At 44.4% G+C, this 16,984-nt stretch carries 19 protein-coding genes; 16 read left to right on the top strand and 3 right to left on the bottom strand.

Features of this window, described 5'->3' with window-relative positions:
• Positions 1-101 precede the first annotated feature (101 nt).
• From DER53_RS00590 to pheA, 4 genes are all read left to right on the top strand, one after another.
• Positions 102-641, top strand: a complete 540-nt coding sequence (locus tag DER53_RS00590) for a sporulation initiation phosphotransferase B (RefSeq protein WP_062753053.1) — start codon at positions 102-104, stop codon at positions 639-641.
• Positions 642-883: 242 nt separating this feature from the next.
• Positions 884-2,170: a GTPase ObgE gene (gene obgE, locus DER53_RS00585; protein WP_015864645.1), complete on the top strand. Its 1,287-nt coding sequence runs from the start codon at positions 884-886 to the stop codon at positions 2,168-2,170.
• 29 nt (positions 2,171-2,199) lie between these two features.
• The gene (locus DER53_RS00580; protein ID WP_015864644.1) at positions 2,200-2,643 is read left to right on the top strand and encodes an ACT domain-containing protein; all 444 of its coding nucleotides are present in this window, start codon (positions 2,200-2,202) and stop codon (positions 2,641-2,643) included.
• 21 nt (positions 2,644-2,664) lie between these two features.
• Positions 2,665-3,513 carry a prephenate dehydratase gene (gene pheA, locus DER53_RS00575; protein WP_015864643.1) on the top strand — a complete coding sequence of 283 codons (849 nt, stop codon included), beginning with the start codon at positions 2,665-2,667 and terminating at the stop codon, positions 3,511-3,513.
• 63 nt (positions 3,514-3,576) lie between these two features.
• On the opposite strand, the gene DER53_RS00570 is transcribed toward pheA, so the two are convergent.
• Genes DER53_RS00570 through DER53_RS00560 form a run of 3 tightly spaced genes read right to left on the bottom strand, consistent with a single transcriptional unit; the run spans position 3,577 to position 5,767 of the window.
• Entirely contained in the window at positions 3,577-4,038 is a 462-nt protein-coding gene (locus DER53_RS00570) for an NUDIX hydrolase (protein ID WP_062753052.1), read from the bottom strand.
• Between the two features lie 48 nt (positions 4,039-4,086).
• On the bottom strand, positions 4,087-4,626 hold the full coding sequence (locus DER53_RS00565; protein WP_015864641.1) for a transcription repressor NadR: 540 nt from the start codon (positions 4,624-4,626) through the stop codon (positions 4,087-4,089).
• 1 nt (position 4,627) lies between these two features.
• Positions 4,628-5,767 carry an IscS subfamily cysteine desulfurase gene (locus DER53_RS00560; RefSeq protein WP_062753050.1) on the bottom strand — a complete coding sequence of 380 codons (1,140 nt, stop codon included), beginning with the start codon at positions 5,765-5,767 and terminating at the stop codon, positions 4,628-4,630.
• A gap of 105 nt (positions 5,768-5,872) precedes the next feature.
• On the opposite strand from DER53_RS00560, the gene nadB reads away from it, so the two are divergent.
• The 12 genes from nadB (at position 5,873) to DER53_RS00500 (ending at position 16,974) form a co-directional block, all read left to right on the top strand.
• A complete protein-coding gene (nadB, locus tag DER53_RS00555; RefSeq protein ID WP_062753048.1) occupies positions 5,873-7,423 on the top strand; it encodes an L-aspartate oxidase in 1,551 nt (516 codons plus the stop codon).
• Positions 7,424-7,451: 28 nt separating this feature from the next.
• Complete coding sequence (gene nadC, locus DER53_RS00550; RefSeq protein WP_062753046.1) at positions 7,452-8,303, top strand: carboxylating nicotinate-nucleotide diphosphorylase; 852 nt, start codon at positions 7,452-7,454, stop codon at positions 8,301-8,303.
• A complete protein-coding gene (nadA, locus tag DER53_RS00545; protein ID WP_062753044.1) occupies positions 8,303-9,406 on the top strand; it encodes a quinolinate synthase NadA in 1,104 nt (367 codons plus the stop codon). Before nadC ends, nadA begins: the two co-directional genes overlap by 1 nt.
• Positions 9,407-9,575: 169 nt before the next feature.
• Positions 9,576-10,877: a SafA/ExsA family spore coat assembly protein gene (gene safA, locus DER53_RS00540; RefSeq protein WP_062753042.1), complete on the top strand. Its 1,302-nt coding sequence runs from the start codon at positions 9,576-9,578 to the stop codon at positions 10,875-10,877.
• Positions 10,874-11,815 carry a phosphotransferase gene (locus tag DER53_RS00535; RefSeq protein WP_244319619.1) on the top strand — a complete coding sequence of 314 codons (942 nt, stop codon included), beginning with the start codon at positions 10,874-10,876 and terminating at the stop codon, positions 11,813-11,815. The genes safA and DER53_RS00535 overlap by 4 nt, the downstream gene beginning before the upstream one ends.
• A gap of 41 nt (positions 11,816-11,856) precedes the next feature.
• Positions 11,857-12,597, top strand: a complete 741-nt coding sequence (gene nadE / locus DER53_RS00530) for an NAD(+) synthase (protein ID WP_015864634.1) — start codon at positions 11,857-11,859, stop codon at positions 12,595-12,597.
• Between the two features lie 111 nt (positions 12,598-12,708).
• Complete coding sequence (locus DER53_RS00525) at positions 12,709-13,437, top strand: YhcN/YlaJ family sporulation lipoprotein (RefSeq protein ID WP_062753038.1); 729 nt, start codon at positions 12,709-12,711, stop codon at positions 13,435-13,437.
• 189 nt (positions 13,438-13,626) lie between these two features.
• Positions 13,627-14,367 carry a YebC/PmpR family DNA-binding transcriptional regulator gene (locus DER53_RS00520; protein WP_015864632.1) on the top strand — a complete coding sequence of 247 codons (741 nt, stop codon included), beginning with the start codon at positions 13,627-13,629 and terminating at the stop codon, positions 14,365-14,367.
• A gap of 175 nt (positions 14,368-14,542) precedes the next feature.
• Positions 14,543-15,028 carry an intercompartmental signaling factor BofC gene (locus tag DER53_RS00515; RefSeq protein WP_062753036.1) on the top strand — a complete coding sequence of 162 codons (486 nt, stop codon included), beginning with the start codon at positions 14,543-14,545 and terminating at the stop codon, positions 15,026-15,028.
• A gap of 122 nt (positions 15,029-15,150) precedes the next feature.
• Complete coding sequence (ruvA, locus tag DER53_RS00510) at positions 15,151-15,756, top strand: Holliday junction branch migration protein RuvA (protein WP_062753034.1); 606 nt, start codon at positions 15,151-15,153, stop codon at positions 15,754-15,756.
• Positions 15,757-15,769: 13 nt separating this feature from the next.
• On the top strand, positions 15,770-16,771 hold the full coding sequence (gene ruvB, locus DER53_RS00505) for a Holliday junction branch migration DNA helicase RuvB (RefSeq protein ID WP_062753032.1): 1,002 nt from the start codon (positions 15,770-15,772) through the stop codon (positions 16,769-16,771).
• Positions 16,768-16,974, top strand: a complete 207-nt coding sequence (locus DER53_RS00500; RefSeq protein WP_062753030.1) for a DUF2905 domain-containing protein — start codon at positions 16,768-16,770, stop codon at positions 16,972-16,974. The genes ruvB and DER53_RS00500 overlap by 4 nt, the downstream gene beginning before the upstream one ends.
• Positions 16,975-16,984 lie beyond the last annotated feature (10 nt).

Below are 16,984 nucleotides of genomic sequence, written 5' to 3'. Positions count from 1 at the left end.
GAAAAATGCTATAGTAAAGATAAATGGACGATCGATCAAGTTGCGTGATTGATGAATAGAACGCTACGGATGGAAAAATAGTGGAGGATAGTGGAACACGAATGGAAAAGCAATGGAGAATAGTGGATGTATTGCGTCATTCCCGCCACGACTGGCTGAATAAAATTCAGCTTATTAAAGGGAATTTGACGCTAAATAAAATAGAGCGAGTTTACGAAATTATTGATGAAATTATTGGCGAGATGCAGCAGGAAACGAAGCTTACCAATTTAAAAGCGGTACAATTTGCGGAATGGATGATGACTTATAATTGGCAAACACGGCTTATTTCATTAGAATATGAAGTGCTTGGGGATGAATGTGATTTATCCTCTTATGACGAAGATTTAACAACATGGAGCAGCAATTTTTTGAATTTAATGGAACAACAAGCGGATACGCATGACGAAAATCATATGAGCATTTCCATTGAAGTGTTAAGCGAGGAAGTAAAGTTGTTTTTTGATTACAGCGGAACGATAAAAGATAAGGATATCATTGTTCAATGGCTTCGTGAGCATCGACAGCAAGCGGCGATCCATCTCGAATCTTTTGATATACATAATAATGAGATGACCGTACTTATAAAAATTATCCTTTGACGGCATTCGTGATGGAACAGGTGGCCGCGGTTTACTGAATAGATATAATAAAAGCTACTTATTTTTATTAGTGGATGGATGCAACATTTTTACTGAGAGCATCAAGCGTTTGCTTGCCGACCTTGTGCACTATCTTACATGAACAGAAACGATCGTGTTCCTATATAAGACACTATTATTTCTGGTTTTTGTGCAAAATAATAAACAGTCATGGCATCAAGAATAGATCGGAGGAAAACAAGATGTTTGTCGACCAAGTGAAAATTTACGTAAAAGGCGGCGACGGCGGCAACGGAATGGTTGCGTTTCGCCGTGAAAAATATGTTCCCAAAGGCGGACCTGCCGGCGGTGATGGCGGAAAAGGCGGAGACGTTGTCTTCGTCGTTGACGAAGGATTAAGGACGCTCATGGATTTTCGTTATCAGCGTCATTTTAAGGCGCCAAGAGGCGAAAATGGCATGTCGAAAAATCAGCACGGAAAAAACGGTGAAGATTTGATCGTCAAAGTACCGCCGGGGACGGTTGTCATCGATGCGGACACCAATCAAGTATTAGCGGATTTAACGGAAAACGGTCAACGATTTGTCGTCGCAAAAGGCGGACGCGGCGGACGAGGAAATACACGTTTTGCCACGCCGGCAAACCCTGCACCGGAAATCGCGGAAAACGGGGAGCCGGGAGAAGAACGCAATGTCATTCTCGAATTAAAACTGCTCGCTGATGTCGGCTTAGTCGGTTTTCCGAGTGTTGGAAAATCAACGCTTCTGTCCGTCGTTTCTGCGGCGAAGCCAAAAATTGCCGAATATCATTTCACTACGCTCGTTCCTAATTTAGGCGTGGTCGAAACGGATGATGGCAGAAGCTTTGTCATGGCCGATTTGCCTGGGCTGATTGAAGGCGCCCATCAAGGCGTCGGATTAGGCCATCAATTTTTGCGCCATATCGAACGGACGCGCGTCATCGTCCATGTCATTGATATGGCGGCGACAGAAGGGCGGGATCCGTACGAAGATTACCTAGTGATCAATGAGGAGTTAAAACAATACAATTTGCGGTTAACGGAACGCCCGCAAATTATCGCTGCCAATAAAATGGATATGCCGAATGCCGAAGAAAACTTGCAAAAGTTTAGAGAAAAAATCGGGGACGATGTGCCGATCTTTCCGATTTCCGCGGTGACTAAACAAGGGGTGCGCGAACTGCTATTTGCAATCGCCGACCTTTTAGAAACGACGCCGGAATTCCCGCTTCACGAAGTGGAAGAGCCAGCGGTTCAGCGCGTCGTCTACAAGTATGAAAAAGAGGAGCCGCCATTTACGATTACAAGAGGCAGTGATGGAGCGTTTATTCTATCTGGAGAAAAAGTCGAAAAGTTATTTAAAATGACTGATTTTTCAAGAGAGGAATCCGTTCGCCGTTTCGCCCGACAGTTGCGGGCAATGGGGGTCGATGATGCGCTGCGTGAGCGCGGTGCGAAAGATGGAGACATTGTAAGGCTTTTGGATTATGAATTTGAGTTTGTTGATTAACGCTTAAAGGGGCAGGGGAGGGAGGCACGATGGATAAAAAATTTTACTTAGTTCGTGAAGACGTATTGCCAGAAGCGATGCGAAAAGTGCTTTTAGCAAAAGAATTGCTAGAGCGAAAAAAAGTTGATTCTGTCGCGGAAGCAGTGCGGTTAGTGGATGTCAGCCGGAGCATATTTTATAAGTATCGTGACGCGGTATTTCCGTTTCAAGCGGTAGTGAAAGAAAGTATTGTTACATTATTTTTTCATTTAGAAGACCGCTCCGGCACCCTTTCCCAACTGCTTAGCGTTGTTGCGGCAGCAGGCTGCAACGTGCTGACGATTCATCAGACGATTCCGCTTCAAGGTCGTGCAAATGTTACTCTATCTATTAGCACAAACGAGATGAAAGAAGATATTGAGGAGCTGCTTGCGAAGTTGCGGCGGCTTGAATTTATCGAAAAAGTTGAAATTGTTGGCTCGGGAGCGTATTAAAGTAAGGGAGAGGCAATTAAAATGAAAATTGGTTATTTAGGGCCAAAAGCAACATTTACCGATTTAGCGGTAACAACGATGTTTCCTCGCGCAGAAAAAATTCCATACCATACCATTCCAGAATGCATTGATGCGGTAAGCAATGAAGAGATTGATGCTGGGGTAGTACCGCTTGAAAATGCGTTAGAAGGCTCGGTTAATTTAACGCTCGATTATTTAATTCATGAACAATTGCTTCCAATCGTTGGGGAAATTATCGCACCCATTCAACAGCATTTAATGGTCCACCCATACCATGCGCATCATTGGACGGAAGTGAAAGAAATTTATTCCCACTCACATGCGATTGCGCAATGTCACAAATTTTTGCACGCTAATTTAAAAAAAGCAAAGCACGTATATATGACATCGACAAGTGCAGCTGCGAAATTCGTCAGCGAACGTCCGCACCTTCCGATTGCGGCGATTGCCAACCGGCTGGCGGCCGAAGAATATGGGCTTACGATCGTGCAAGAAAATATTCACGATTATGATTATAATCATACCCGTTTTATTATCGTCCGCAAGCAAAACGAACCGCTGAAAATCGATTCGCCGCTGTATGCTGGGGATAAAACGACATTGATGGTGATGCTTCCGAAAGATCAGCCCGGCGCTCTTCACCAAGTGCTTTCCGCGTTTGCGTGGCGCAAATTAAACTTGACGAAAATCGAATCCCGCCCTGCGAAAACGGGATTAGGAAACTACTTTTTTATCATCGATATTGACCAAAAGATGGATGAAGTGTTAATTCCAGGTGCGATCGCTGAGCTTGAAGCGCTCGATTGCACCGTGCAAGTATTAGGGAGTTATCCGTATTATATTATATAAACCTCTCTCCCTATATTTTCGCTTAGCGGAGGAGGCTGTGATAAAAAATAAGCCGTCCCTAACCTATAGCGGCGGGGATGGCTTTATATGTTTCTCTATGACGCAGCAATGGCTTTGGATCATTTGTTCTGGAAGCTCGTTAATTGGAAAAAACCTCACATCTAATGATTCCTCAGGATTTGCGCGGATTTCTCCGGAAAATTCATTCGTTTCATACACGATTGTAACGGCATAAAATTCATCTCCATTAGGAACTTTCACGTACGTGTCTGGTCCGGAAAGGACATCGAGGAGCCGGCAGCTTCCGATGGTGAGTCCTGTTTCTTCCCATACTTCCCGTCTTGCTGTTTCCTCGGCCGATTCCCCAAGCTCCATTAATCCGCCTGGGAGCCCCCAACATCCTTTAGGTTGTCTGCACTTTTGCAGCAATACTTCGTTTTTTTCATTTTTGATGATCGCCAGTGCGCCAACTAAAATGACGGGGCGATGGCCGATAAGGGCGCGCAGTTCTTCAATGTAACCCATACCATTCTTCCTTTCAGTTGTTTCGAAATTATTGTAAGGGGCGAATCTCTACGACTCAATGAGAAACCCGGCTTTTTGGAGAGCATGACAGGCAGCGTCGAGCTTGGCGGTCGAATCCGCTTCAATCGTATGAAGATGAGTGCCATCTGTCAGCTGCAGCAAATACGATGCCTTCGTTTCTTCAATTTTTTGAATGAATTGATCGACTTCCAGCCGATTGCTGACCATCACGGAAGCGGTTAAATCCCCATATACGGGATGCTCGATTTTCACATCTTTGACAGTGACGCCGTGGTCAACGAGAATATATAATTCTTCTTTTGTTTGTTCAGGCGTATGAAAGCACGCGATGGTGCGCGTATATGTTTGTGCCGGAATGTTTGGCGGCAAGTATAAATATCCTTGGCTCGTGGCGATAATCGGTTCATTGCGCGCTTTTAATAGTGAAATATCTTGCACGATTACTTGGCGGCTGACGTTTGTTTTTGCGGCGAGCTCGGCGCCGGTGATCGGCCTTTTGCTTTCTTTTAGCCACTGCAAAATGAGCTGGCGCCGCTTTTCCCCGAGAATTTTTTTCTCTTCTTTCAATTTATTCAAACTCCTTTCTGTGCTGACTGATTCGCTCAAGGGAAGACACAAGTTGGTCAATGTCTTTTTCCGTCGTCCATTTCCCGAATGAAACACGTATAAACTGTTTTGCTTCCTCTACAGATTTTCCAACTGCCAACATCGTCCGCGAAGGAGCTTGTTTTCCAATTTGACACGCACTTCCAGTGGAAATGGCGATGTTATCACGGTTGCATTCCAACATGACATATTGCCCTTCAATTCCATGAACGCAAAGCCCGATAATATGTGGCAGGCGAACGTTAGGATGCCCCTCTGCCGTAACAGGCAAGCCTTTTTCACGAATAAGCGCCAGCAAGTAACGGCGCAGCTGCTCGAAACGAGTTTGTTCGGCATCTATATTTTCGCAAATGTGCTGTGCCGCGGTGATAAAAGAAGCGATTCCAGGCACATTGACTGTTCCCGGGCGAAATCCGTATTCATGGGTGGCGTTAGGAAAGCATGGCTGCCAGTTGATGCGCGGGTCAATATATACCGCACCGACCCCTTTTGGTCCATAAATTTTATGGGCAGAAATCGAAAGGCTGTCGATAAACATCTTTTTCACATCAATTCGTATTTTACCAAAAGTTTGGACACAATCGCTATGAAAGATTACCCCATGACGCCGAAGCAGCCGTCCAATTTCGGCAATTGGCTGTATTGTTCCGATTTCTGAATTAGCGTGTTGAATGGAGGCGAGAATCGTTTTTGGTGTAATCGCCCGTTTTAAATCGCCGATATCAATTTGTCCAAAACGGTTAACCGGTAAATAAGTGACCTCAAATCCTTCTTTTTCTAATTGTTGGAATAGATGATAAAGGGAAGCGTGTTCAATCTCGGTTGTTATGAGATGATTTCCGCGGTGGCGATGCGCGTTAATAAGCGAACGAATAGCAAGAATATTGGATTCTGTTCCCCCGCTTGTAAAATAAATACCCCGTTCCTCGCCGCCAATAAGCGTGGCAAGTTCTTTTCGGCAAATAGTTAACAGTCGTTCGGCATTGCTTCCGATATCGTGTAAACTGCTTGCATTTCCAAAGTAAGCGTCAGCTGCTTCTACATAGGCATTTAGCGCTTCTTTGCTCATCGGTGTTGTAGCGGCATAGTCAAGATAAATCATCAAAATCATTCCTTTTGTTCACAAAATGTTAACAAAACTCTTGTCATTAGTTTAAATATATGTAAATATAAGTGTCAAGACAGTATGAAATTAGGAGGCAATTTTATGCCAGAAAATGGAGTTATTATCATCGGAAGCGGCATTGCGGCGTTAACCACTGCCTATTATTTGCATGAACATAAAAATGTGACGATTTTCACAAAAACAAAAAAAGAAGAAAGCAATTCATGGCTGGCACAAGGTGGTGTCGCTGCGTCCGTTTCACAGGAGGATGATTGGCGTTGTCATTTTGATGATACGATGACTGCTGGCTGTCATCATAATGACGAAAAGGCGGTTGAACTGCTCGTTCGTGAGGGGCCAAAACGAATTCGCGAATTAATAAATGCAGGATTGTCATTCGATGTCAATCAGGATGGCATCCTACATCTTGGACAGGAAGGGGCGCATAGTAAACGGCGGATTTTGCATGCAGGAGGAGACCAAACAGGGAGAACCATCGTCTCGTTTTTGTTAGAAAAGTTAATGGGACGCGTGACGATCGTGGAGGGCGAGTATGTCATCGAACTGCTTGTTGAAAATGGCCGCTGCGTCGGAATTAAGACGAAAAATCAATTAGGAGAGATTTCGTGCTATTATGCAAGCGCCGTCGTGCTCGCAGCGGGAGGATGCGCGGGGATGTATGCTTTTTCTTCGAATGCTTCAACGGTTACAGGGGATGGGATTGCATTAGCTTATCGCGCCGGCGCGGTTATTGCCGATGTCGAATTTATCCAATTCCATCCGACGATGTTGTTTGTCGATGGGAAAGCGGTTGGCTTAATTTCAGAAGCAGTACGTGGCGAAGGTGCGGTGTTAGTGACAGAAGACGGGCGGAGAATGATGGAACATGTCCATCCACTAAAAGACTTGGCTCCCCGCGATATTGTAGCCCGTGCTATTCATGACGAAATGAGCAAGGGACATCGTGTCTATTTAGATATTTCAGCGATTCCGAGTTACCGCGAACGATTTCCGACGATGGCAAATCTATGCGCGGAACATGGTATTGATATGGAAACAGGCAGGCTTCCGATTGTGCCAGGCGCTCATTTTTTGATGGGCGGCGTTTTGGTTAATGATTGCGGACAGACTTCCATACAAGAGTTATATGCCGTCGGAGAGGTGGCATGTACAGGTGTTCACGGGGCAAATCGGTTGGCGAGCAATTCGCTGCTGGAGGGAATTGTGTTCGGAGCGCGCGCTGCAGAGGCGATCCGAAGAGAAACAGCGCCGCCGACACCATTACGTAAAAAAACAAATAATATACACAGTATCAAAAGGGGCGTGAACGATTTACCAGAAATACCAACCATTCAAACCATCATGTCAATATATGCGGGCATCGTTCGTCATGAACAAGGCCTGCAACGTGCAAAACAGTGGTTTGAACAATTTCCGTTGTCTGACTTTGTGAATGGTTCGCTTGATGATTTTTCCATCGAGGAAATTACGGTTATTCATATGCTGTTAACCGGCTGGCTTATAACAACATCGGCGCTAGAGCGTACAGAAAGCCGGGGCGGGCATTATCGCACCGATTATCCGTTTGAGAGAGAACAATGGAGACAACGGCGTATTCGGCGGACAAAAAAAGAGCTGACCGTAACGGTATAACAATTTGCTGGAAGAGCGGAGGGACACGATGAATACACTCAAATTGCAACAGCTATTGCAGCAATTTTTCATTGAAGATATTGGTGAACACGATATTACGAGCGAAATGATTTTTCCAGAGAATGAATGGGCGACAGGAACGTTTACGGCGAAGGAAGATGGGGTGTTAGCGGGGACAGATATTATTACGATAGGATATCGTCTATTGCATCCAGGCATCGATGTAACGCTTTATAAACGTGATGGCGAACAAGTAAAAAAAGAGGAGACGATTGCCGTTGTATCTGGGCCGGTTATTCCGCTATTGACAGGGGAGCGCGTTATATTAAATTTGCTGCAGCGAATGAGCGGCATCGCTACGTTAACACATCAAGCGGTAATGATACTAAACAGCAGTCATACGCGCATTTGTGACACGCGAAAAACAACGCCGGGCTTACGGATGTTAGAAAAGTACGCCGTTGTATGCGGAGGAGGCTATAATCATCGTTTTGGTTTGTACGACGGTGTCATGATTAAAGATAATCATATCGCTTTTTGCGGTTCGATTACGAAAGCGGTACGGGCGGTGCGCGCAAAGCTTGGTCATATGGTCAAAATCGAAGTGGAAACAGAAACGAAAGAGCAAGTGTTAGAAGCAGTGGAGGCGGGGGCTGATGTCATTATGTTTGATAATCGTACTCCAGAGGAAGTGCGCGAGTTTGTCTCGCTAGTGCCAAAGCCGATTGTCACCGAGGCGTCTGGCGGGATTACATTAGAAAACCTCGCTGCGTACGGAACAACTGGCGTAGATTATATTTCGTTCGGTATGTTGACACATTCTGCTAAAGCGCTAGATATTAGTTTTCATTTGCAAGGATGGAATAGGGGGAGAAAATAATGAACGTGCTAGAAATAATGAAGCGGCTTGACGATATGCCGGAAAGTTATAAAACGATGAGCATGGAAGAGATGGAAGTACGTGTTCGGGCAATAAAAGAGCGATTTGGAAAAAGATTGTTTATCCCGGGACATCATTATCAAAAAGACGAAGTGATTCAATTTGCCGATGCGACAGGCGATTCGCTGCAGCTTGCGCAAGTAGCGGCGCAAAATAGTGAAGCGGAATACATTGTATTTTGTGGTGTACATTTTATGGCAGAAACGGCAGACATTTTAACGGGTGACCATCAAAAAGTCATTTTGCCGGATATGCGGGCCGGATGCTCGATGGCTGATATGGCGGACATTACACAAGTGGAGCGAGCGTGGCCGATATTGCAAGAGCTGTTTGGTGACACGATTTTGCCGTTAACATACGTGAATTCGACGGCGGCGATTAAAGCGTTCGTTGGGCGCCGCGGCGGCGCGACCGTTACTTCCTCGAACGCGAAAAAGATGGTCGAATGGGCGTTTACGCAAAAAGAGAGAATTTTCTTTTTGCCAGATCAGCATTTAGGCAGAAATACAGCCTATGAGCTTGGAATTTCGTTAGACGAGATGGCGGTATGGGATCCGCATACGGATCGTTTAGAATACAAAGGCGATATAAAGAAAGTAAAAGTGATTCTTTGGAAAGGACATTGTTCCGTTCACGAAAACTTTACTGTCCGTCATATTGAATATATTCGTCGGACAAAGCCGGATATGAACATTATCGTTCATCCGGAGTGCAGCTGGGATGTTGTACAGCAAGCCGACTATGCTGGTTCCACGAAATACATTATTGAAACAATCCGAAACGCTCCTTCCGGAAGCAAATGGGCGATTGGCACGGAAATGAATTTGGTGAACCGCCTGATGCGCGAACATCCTGATAAAGAAATCATTTCGTTAAATCCGTATATGTGCCCATGTCTCACGATGAACCGCATCGATTTGCCGCATTTACTATGGGCGCTTGAATCACTTGAAAGAGGGGAAATTGTTAACCAAATTACCGTTCCTCCGCTAATTGCAAAAGATGCAGCGCAGGCGCTTGAGCGGATGCTGGCGCTGGCGTAAAGGAAAAAGTGAACTAATCATCCTGCCAGACAGTGATATTCCGCTGGGCAGGATGATTTTTTTATCATAAAACAACGGCTTTTATCATAAATTGTGTTGAAGGATGATGGTGACAACAAGCGGAAGCTGAGATACAACGTTAATAGTTTCGGGTTAGGAGGGGAACGGAGTGAAAATCCATATTGTCCAAAAGGGCGATACGCTTTGGAAAATCGCGCAAAAGTATGGGGTCGATTTTGAACATCTAAAGAAAATGAACGGTCATTTGAGCAATCCAGATATGATTATGCCGGGAATGAAAATTAAAGTACCGACTGCGGGAGTTCCGGTAAAAAAAGAAGCGCCGAAAAAAGAAACAAAAATTAATCTGGCTCCGAAAAAAGAAGAAAATATAGAGCACCCGTATGCCCATACAAAGCCGTTTGCATCGGTGAACATTGAGGCGGAGTTTTCGGAGCCTATAAAAGAAGAAAAGGTAAACAAGGCTCCCAAGGCAGTGGTGAACGAAGCGCCGAAAGCACCGATCAAGGAAGCGCCAAAAGCACCGATCGAGGAAGCGCCAAAAGCGCCGATCGAGGAAGCACCGAAAGCACCGATCAAGGAAACGCCAAAAGCGCCGGTGAACGAAGGGCCGAAATCAGATAATGCCGCACTAGGTTCTGAGGAAAAGCAGTTCAACATTCCACCGTTATCGCATACGATTCCACCAGTAACATCAAACGTAAATATTAACTTTTCTAATGCGATTTCTAATGTTCCGCCGATTCCGCCAAAACCAGAAAATATTTTACCGGGAATTATGAAACAAGAATTAGAAAGCCCGGCTGAGGCTGAGGCGGTAGAAGAAAAAGAATTAGCATCAGATGATACACCACCAGAACTTCCAAAAGCTCCATACGTTCCGATGATGCAGCAGCCATATGCGATGGGAGGAGCGCCTGTTGCACCAATGCCACCACAGCCGTGTGGCCCGGTAACTCCTATTTTACCAGGTGCGGGATATTATTTTCCGCCTATGCCAACCATGCCAGTTAACTATCCAACATATCTACAACCATCAACATACGGGGATGCGGAAAGTGGTTCTCATCCATTTCCTGGTATTGAAGAAAGCAGCGGTGAATCAGGTGAAGTGCCACTAATGCCAGGGCATACATCACCAACAGTAAATCCGGCATCGGCAAATATGCCACCATTTCCTTCATATTCACCTGCTTCTTCTTATCCGATTATGCCATGTGCACCGATTTTACCAGTAATGCAAGGATATGGATGGCATCCAGCGTTTTATCCATACATGCCGCCGGCGTCGTACGGCTACTATCCGCCAGCTGCACCTGCTCCTTATCCATATCCGGCGGCAGGGACGGCATATCCATTCACACAAGCACCAACCACTTCAGCGTTTCCTCGTACGGAAGAACAATTATTTACAGAACCGCATGACGAGGAGAGTAACGATTATTGGTGAACAATAAGCAAAAAAGAGACGATGTAGCAGGTCGTCTCTTTTTTCTTCTGCAAAACGAATACGGCTTACGTGTGAAAAATATAAAAACAGTCAAACATAACGTATGGGTAGTTACAGCATACGAAGGATATTGGGTGATCAAACGGTATCGAACCTTTTTCGAAGCGATGAGACAAGCGCTATTTATGCAATCGCTAAGAAAGGCGGGGTTTGTTCATGTTCCTGCCATATATACCACTTTGGGACAAAATGGTGTATTTTTCTTTGAAGGCGCCTTTTGGGTGATGCAAACATATATTTCCGATGCAGAAAGATTATCATTCGCTCGTCAACAAGATATCGCCGATGGACTGGAATTGTTACAAACATATCATTCCATCGCCAGGCTGTTAATAAAAATTCCGTTGTTTCAAACGATTGTTCCGTACTACCATTTATATGGCATGTGGCAGCGCCGCTATTATGATTTTTATGCCCATCTATCATTAATCGAACGAATAATGGATAAAGAAGATATCGCTTGGACGATTCAGCATGCGGAATATTGTCTTGCCACATTCGCAAGCTATATGCCGTCGTTAGCAGCGGAGCCTGTTACGATTATTCACGGCGATGTCGCTTCCCATAATTTTTTGCGGACAAAAGAAGGAATGATCTATTTAATCGACTATGATACGATTGCCATTGCTTCGCCGGGCATCGATTATTTGCAGTATGCAAGCCGTATTTTGCCACATTTGCAATGGTCTTTTTCACAGTTATATCAATTTCCTGTCTTTTCATTTTGGCTTACAAAACCATGGTTTTTGCATGCTCTTTTATTTCCGGCAGATATTATGCGTGAATGGCGCTTTGTGTTACAACATAACAAGTCTCTTTCGATTGCGCGGAAAGAACGTAAACAGTTTGTCCGTAAAATTATCGATATGATAAAATAAAACATACATAGGATTTTTCGTGAAAGGAAGTCGAAAAACAAATGGAAGAAAAAATTGAAAAACTTATTCAATGGCTGCGCGACCAAGTAGCAGATGCCGGATTAAATGGGGCAATTGTTGGAATTAGCGGCGGCATTGACTCAGCAGTTGTCGCCCACTTAATTAAACGTGCATTTCCGGACAACTCGCTCGGATTGATTATGCCATGTAAAAGCAATCCGAAAGATATGGAAGATGCATTAAAAGTGGTGGAAAGCTGCGGCATTAAACACTTGATCATTGATTTAACCGAAACGCATAACCTGTTATTTGGAGAAGTGGAAAAACAACTGAAAGAAAAAGGAGAATGGAATGAAGAAACAGCGCGTTTAGGTGATGCGAACACAAGAGCGCGCCTTCGCATGACAACATTATACGCGGTTGCCAATAATTACGGATATATGGTAGTCGGCACTGATAATGCAGCGGAATGGTATACAGGGTACTTTACCAAATATGGGGACGGCGGAGTCGATCTAGTGCCGCTCGTTCATTTTACGAAAGGAGAAGTGCGCGAGATGGCGCGCATTCTCGGCGTTCCGAACGAAATTATTACAAAAGCGCCAAGCGCAGGATTATGGGAAGGGCAAACAGATGAAAATGAAATGGGGACAACCTACGAGATGATTGATAAATATTTAAAAGGAGAAGAAGTTCCGGAAAAAGACCGGCAAATTATTGAGCGTTTGCACAAGCGTTCACAACATAAACGCCAGTTGGCGATTGCACCGCCAAAATTCTAATTCTACCGTTAACTGACAGCGATAAAACCCTCTTTCCTTCGCCAAGCTAATAATAAGGCCGGAATATGTTTTTTGGCCTGGTGCGAGCGAAGGAAAAAAGGGGGTTTTTCCATGAAAAACGCAATGAAAATCATCGGGGCTGTTTCTGTCTTGAGCGCGATGGCTGCATGCGCCAATTACGCGGACAACGATGATAGACGCTACAATGATGCGACGCGTCCGATCGGGTACTATTCCACGGAGCGTTTTGATGATGACTTCCGTTACGGACGCTATGGAACAAATGCGACTAACTATGATAACAACTATATATTAAGCCGTCGCGGACCAGCGGCCGATTTTTTCGATACAGACAATAACCGTGCACGTATTCCGGGAATTACCCGTTTTGATACGGATACGCCTGCGCTTCCGCTCGATGCTGATTTCAGTGATGCGGACCGCAACTACCATGGGCATTTAAATTCGATGGAAAGTAAAACAACTCCTTCTTACTATAGGAAGTATGACGGACGATTGGCGGAAACGATCTCCCGCCGCGCCGCTGCGGTAAGAGGAGTCAACGATGCCCGGACGCTTGTTTACCGTGATCATGTGCTTGTTGCGATTTCGACCAATTCCAAATACGCAGATCACGTGAAGCGTCTTGTCGCCCAAGCGGTTGCACCGCATACGAAAGGCAAACATGTGCGCATCGTTTCCAATCCTAGCATGTACAACCGCGTCCGTACGATCGACAACGACATCCGCCGCGGCCGGCCAATGGAAGAAATCGAACGTGATTTAAAAACGATTTTTATTGATGGAAAAATTAACGAACGTCCTGCAAATACACGTTAATGTGAAAAAGTGGGGACACCTAAAAAGGTGTTCCCATTTTTTGTAAAACATAGCCGAGAAGGCTTCTTCTTCAACGAAGAAAATCGGCTGTGTAGGAGAAGAATCCGCCTATTTTTGTTATATGACATTTTCCTGTTTTTTTGGTATAGTAATATCGGAAATTTCGTTGCGATGAGAGGAGAAATTTCGATGGCTGGACATTCGAAGTGGAAGAACATTCAACGCCGTAAAAATGCGCAAGATGCAAAGCGCGGCAAATTGTTTATGAAATTGGCGAAAGAAATTTATGTAGCGGCTAAAACGGGCGGAGGCGATCCAGCATCCAATCCAGCCTTGCGCCTTGTTATTGAAAAAGCAAAGGCTGCGAACATGCCAAACGAAAATATTGAACGTGCAATAAAAAAGGCGACAGGAACGCAAGAACATACGAACTACGAAGAAGTTCGCTATGAAGGATACGGACCTGGCGGCGTTGCCGTGATGGTCGTTTGCTTAACCGATAATAAAAACCGTACCGCTTCGAACGTGCGGGTAGCCTTTTCAAAAAATGGCGGCAATTTAGGGGAAACCGGCTGCGTTTCTTATTTGTTTGACCGAAAAGGACTTCTTGTCATTGCCCGCGAAGGACTTGACATCGATGAAGATGACATGCTTCTTCAAGCGATTGAAGCAGGAGCGGAAGAAATGGAAACAACCGAAGATTCGTTTGAAATTTATACAACACCGGAAGCATTTGAAGAAGTAAAAGAACAATTAGAGAAAAACGGCTTTACGTTTGCTAGCGCTGAAATTACAATGATTCCACAAACATATACCACGCTTGCTGGCGATGATCTAAAGAAAATGCTAAAACTGATCGATACCCTTGAAGATGACGACGACGTCCAAGAGGTGTACCACAATTTGGACGAATCGGTGTTGGAAGAGTAATAATTGAAATAATGCCCTATGCTGGCTGCATAGGGCATTATTTTTTGGCGTTTGTCACAATAATAACGGCGGAAAATATAGAAATGCGGAATCGGTGCAAAGGATAAAACTTCTCACATTGGTGAAAATAGAAATAAGCATATTGTTTATTTACCTAGAAAGAGAGGAAAAGGAGATGCGAATTCTTGCCACTTTCTTCATTATGATCGCTTCCTATGTATTGTTCATCCAGGCTGCTTTTGCTGCGCCATCTTCCGTAAAAATGACGATTATTTTAGAGCAGCAATATTTAGACGGAGAAGTGAGCCAAGAAACAAAAGAAGAAACCGTTGTTTCCATGAAAGATATATGGAAAAAATATAAAGACTGGCAGCTTGTGAATATGGATGATCAAACGATAGTATTTCGCAAAACAGTGAATGATATTTCCCCATTATTAAAAGCGAACGGTTATTTTGGAATCACCGAAGACGGAACATTATCTATTTTTGAAGGCAAACCTGCTCATTCCACACGGGTTATTCAATCATTTTTTCAAATTGATGTAAAAAAACTCGAAAGCCGCCAGCATGAGCAACTGAAAAAAGGAATTCGCGTCGTCTCCAAGTCACAGTATAAAGATATTATCGAAACATATCGTCATTTTGCTTTAATACGTTAGAAAGACTTATCGCTAGGGTAAGTCTTTTTTGTTTTCTAAATAGGAATATACATTCGCTTTTTGTTATAATGTAATGGTATGGTACAATGAAAGGCAGGAAAGAAAAGGAGTGGAGTACAGCGTTGATTGAATTTGTCCGCGGATACGTTGATTATGTTTGTCCTGAATATATTGTGATCGACAACAACGGCATTGGGTATCAAATCTTTACACCCAATCCGTTTTCGTTTCAAGAAAGCCGTGATACAATCGTAACGGTTTATACATATCAATACGTTCGCGAAGATGTGCTTGCTTTGTACGGATTTCGCACCCGTGAAGAACGAACGTTGTTTGCGAAACTATTGCAAGTTTCAGGAATTGGCCCCAAAGGCGGATTAGCGATTTTAGCAGCGGGTCGGCCCGAGCAGCTTGTCGAAGCGATTGAACAAGAAAATGAAGCGTTTTTATGCAAGTTTCCGGGGGTCGGAAAAAAAACAGCGCGGCAAATGATTCTCGATTTAAAAGGGAAGCTTACTACTTTTACTGCTAGAATATATCCAGATTTGTTTGATTCCCAGGAAGAAGCGGCACAACCTCATTTATCTGCTCTCGAGGAGGCGATCGAAGCGCTAAAAGCACTTGGCTACGCAGAACGGGAAATTCAAAAGGTAGTACCGTCGTTAATGAGAGAAAACTTATCGACAGATCAATATGTGAAACGAGCGCTTCAGCAATTGTTAAAATAGGGAGGGGAGAGAAATGGAAGAACGCCTTGTTTCCGGTGATGCCCACCGTGAAGACGTTTCGCTGGAATATAGTCTCCGCCCGAAGTTTTTGCATGAATATATTGGACAAGACAAAGTGAAAGATAATTTAAAAGTGTTTATTGAAGCGGCAAAAATGAGGGAAGAAACGCTTGATCATGTGCTGTTGTACGGACCTCCCGGGTTAGGAAAGACAACGTTAGCAGCGATTATTGCGAATGAAATGGGAGTTCATCTTCGCACGACTTCCGGGCCGGCGATTGAGCGCCCAGGAGACTTAGCGGCAATTTTAACTTCTTTGGAGCCGGGCGATGTGTTGTTCATTGATGAAATTCATCGTCTGCACCGTTCTGTCGAAGAAGTGCTGTATCCGGCAATGGAAGATTATTGTTTGGATATCGTCATTGGAAAAGGACAAACTGCTCGCTCGATCCGTATTGATTTACCTCCGTTTACGCTTGTTGGTGCTACGACAAGAGCCGGTGCTTTATCTGCTCCGCTTCGTGACCGTTTTGGAGTGATTAGCCGATTAGAGTATTATACACCTGAGCATCTTACACAAATTGTGATGCGAACGGCAGAGATTTTGCACGTGGACATTAAGGAAGATGCAGCGTTGGAAATCGCTAGGCGCTCGCGAGGCACGCCGCGCATCGCGAATCGTCTTTTGCGACGTGTTCGCGATTTTGCTCAAGTGCGGGGAGACGGAACGATCACATTTTCGTTGGCGAAAGAGGCGCTAGAGCTATTGCAAGTCGATCGATTAGGTCTTGATCATATCGATCATAAATTAATGAAAGCGATTATGGAAAAGTTTGCTGGTGGGCCGGTTGGCATTGATACGATTGCCGCAACGATCGGCGAAGAGGTGCAGACCATTGAAGATGTATATGAACCATATTTATTGCAAATTGGCTTTTTACAGCGCACCCCGCGCGGCCGTATCGTTACCCCTATTGCTTACGAACATTTTGGAATGGAGGTTCCAAAACAATGAATAGCCTGCCTAAGCTTATCATGACGATTGGAGTTGTTCTCATTATTGTCGGTTTTCTCATGCAGTTTATTAAACTAGGCCGTCTTCCGGGAGATATTATTATTCGGAAAGGGAATACAACGTTTTATTTTCCGGTTGTTACGTCTATTTTGCTAAGCATCGTGTTGTCGCTTATTTTTTATGTGCTTGGGCGATTTCGTTAAAAGAAAGGGA

Source organism: Parageobacillus toebii NBRC 107807 (assembly GCF_003688615.2).
GTDB lineage: Bacteria > Bacillota > Bacilli > Bacillales > Anoxybacillaceae > Parageobacillus_B > Parageobacillus_B toebii.
This window is presented reverse-complemented; position numbering and strand designations above follow the sequence as displayed.

Excerpts from the sequence above, each read along its gene's own strand:
- DER53_RS00590 (WP_062753053.1), top strand. The coding sequence starts at position 102 with ATGGAAAAGCAATGGAGAATAGTGGATGTATTGCGTCATTCCCGCCAC.
- obgE (WP_015864645.1), top strand. The coding sequence starts at position 884 with ATGTTTGTCGACCAAGTGAAAATTTACGTAAAAGGCGGCGACGGCGGC.
- DER53_RS00580 (WP_015864644.1), top strand. The coding sequence starts at position 2,200 with ATGGATAAAAAATTTTACTTAGTTCGTGAAGACGTATTGCCAGAAGCG.
- pheA (WP_015864643.1), top strand. The coding sequence starts at position 2,665 with ATGAAAATTGGTTATTTAGGGCCAAAAGCAACATTTACCGATTTAGCG.
- DER53_RS00570 (WP_062753052.1), bottom strand. The coding sequence starts at position 4,038 with ATGGGTTACATTGAAGAACTGCGCGCCCTTATCGGCCATCGCCCCGTC.
- DER53_RS00560 (WP_062753050.1), bottom strand. The coding sequence starts at position 5,767 with ATGATTTATCTTGACTATGCCGCTACAACACCGATGAGCAAAGAAGCG.
- nadB (WP_062753048.1), top strand. The coding sequence starts at position 5,873 with ATGCCAGAAAATGGAGTTATTATCATCGGAAGCGGCATTGCGGCGTTA.
- nadC (WP_062753046.1), top strand. The coding sequence starts at position 7,452 with ATGAATACACTCAAATTGCAACAGCTATTGCAGCAATTTTTCATTGAA.
- nadA (WP_062753044.1), top strand. The coding sequence starts at position 8,303 with ATGAACGTGCTAGAAATAATGAAGCGGCTTGACGATATGCCGGAAAGT.
- nadE (WP_015864634.1), top strand. The coding sequence starts at position 11,857 with ATGGAAGAAAAAATTGAAAAACTTATTCAATGGCTGCGCGACCAAGTA.
- DER53_RS00525 (WP_062753038.1), top strand. The coding sequence starts at position 12,709 with ATGAAAAACGCAATGAAAATCATCGGGGCTGTTTCTGTCTTGAGCGCG.
- DER53_RS00520 (WP_015864632.1), top strand. The coding sequence starts at position 13,627 with ATGGCTGGACATTCGAAGTGGAAGAACATTCAACGCCGTAAAAATGCG.
- DER53_RS00515 (WP_062753036.1), top strand. The coding sequence starts at position 14,543 with ATGCGAATTCTTGCCACTTTCTTCATTATGATCGCTTCCTATGTATTG.
- ruvB (WP_062753032.1), top strand. The coding sequence starts at position 15,770 with ATGGAAGAACGCCTTGTTTCCGGTGATGCCCACCGTGAAGACGTTTCG.
- DER53_RS00500 (WP_062753030.1), top strand. The coding sequence starts at position 16,768 with ATGAATAGCCTGCCTAAGCTTATCATGACGATTGGAGTTGTTCTCATT.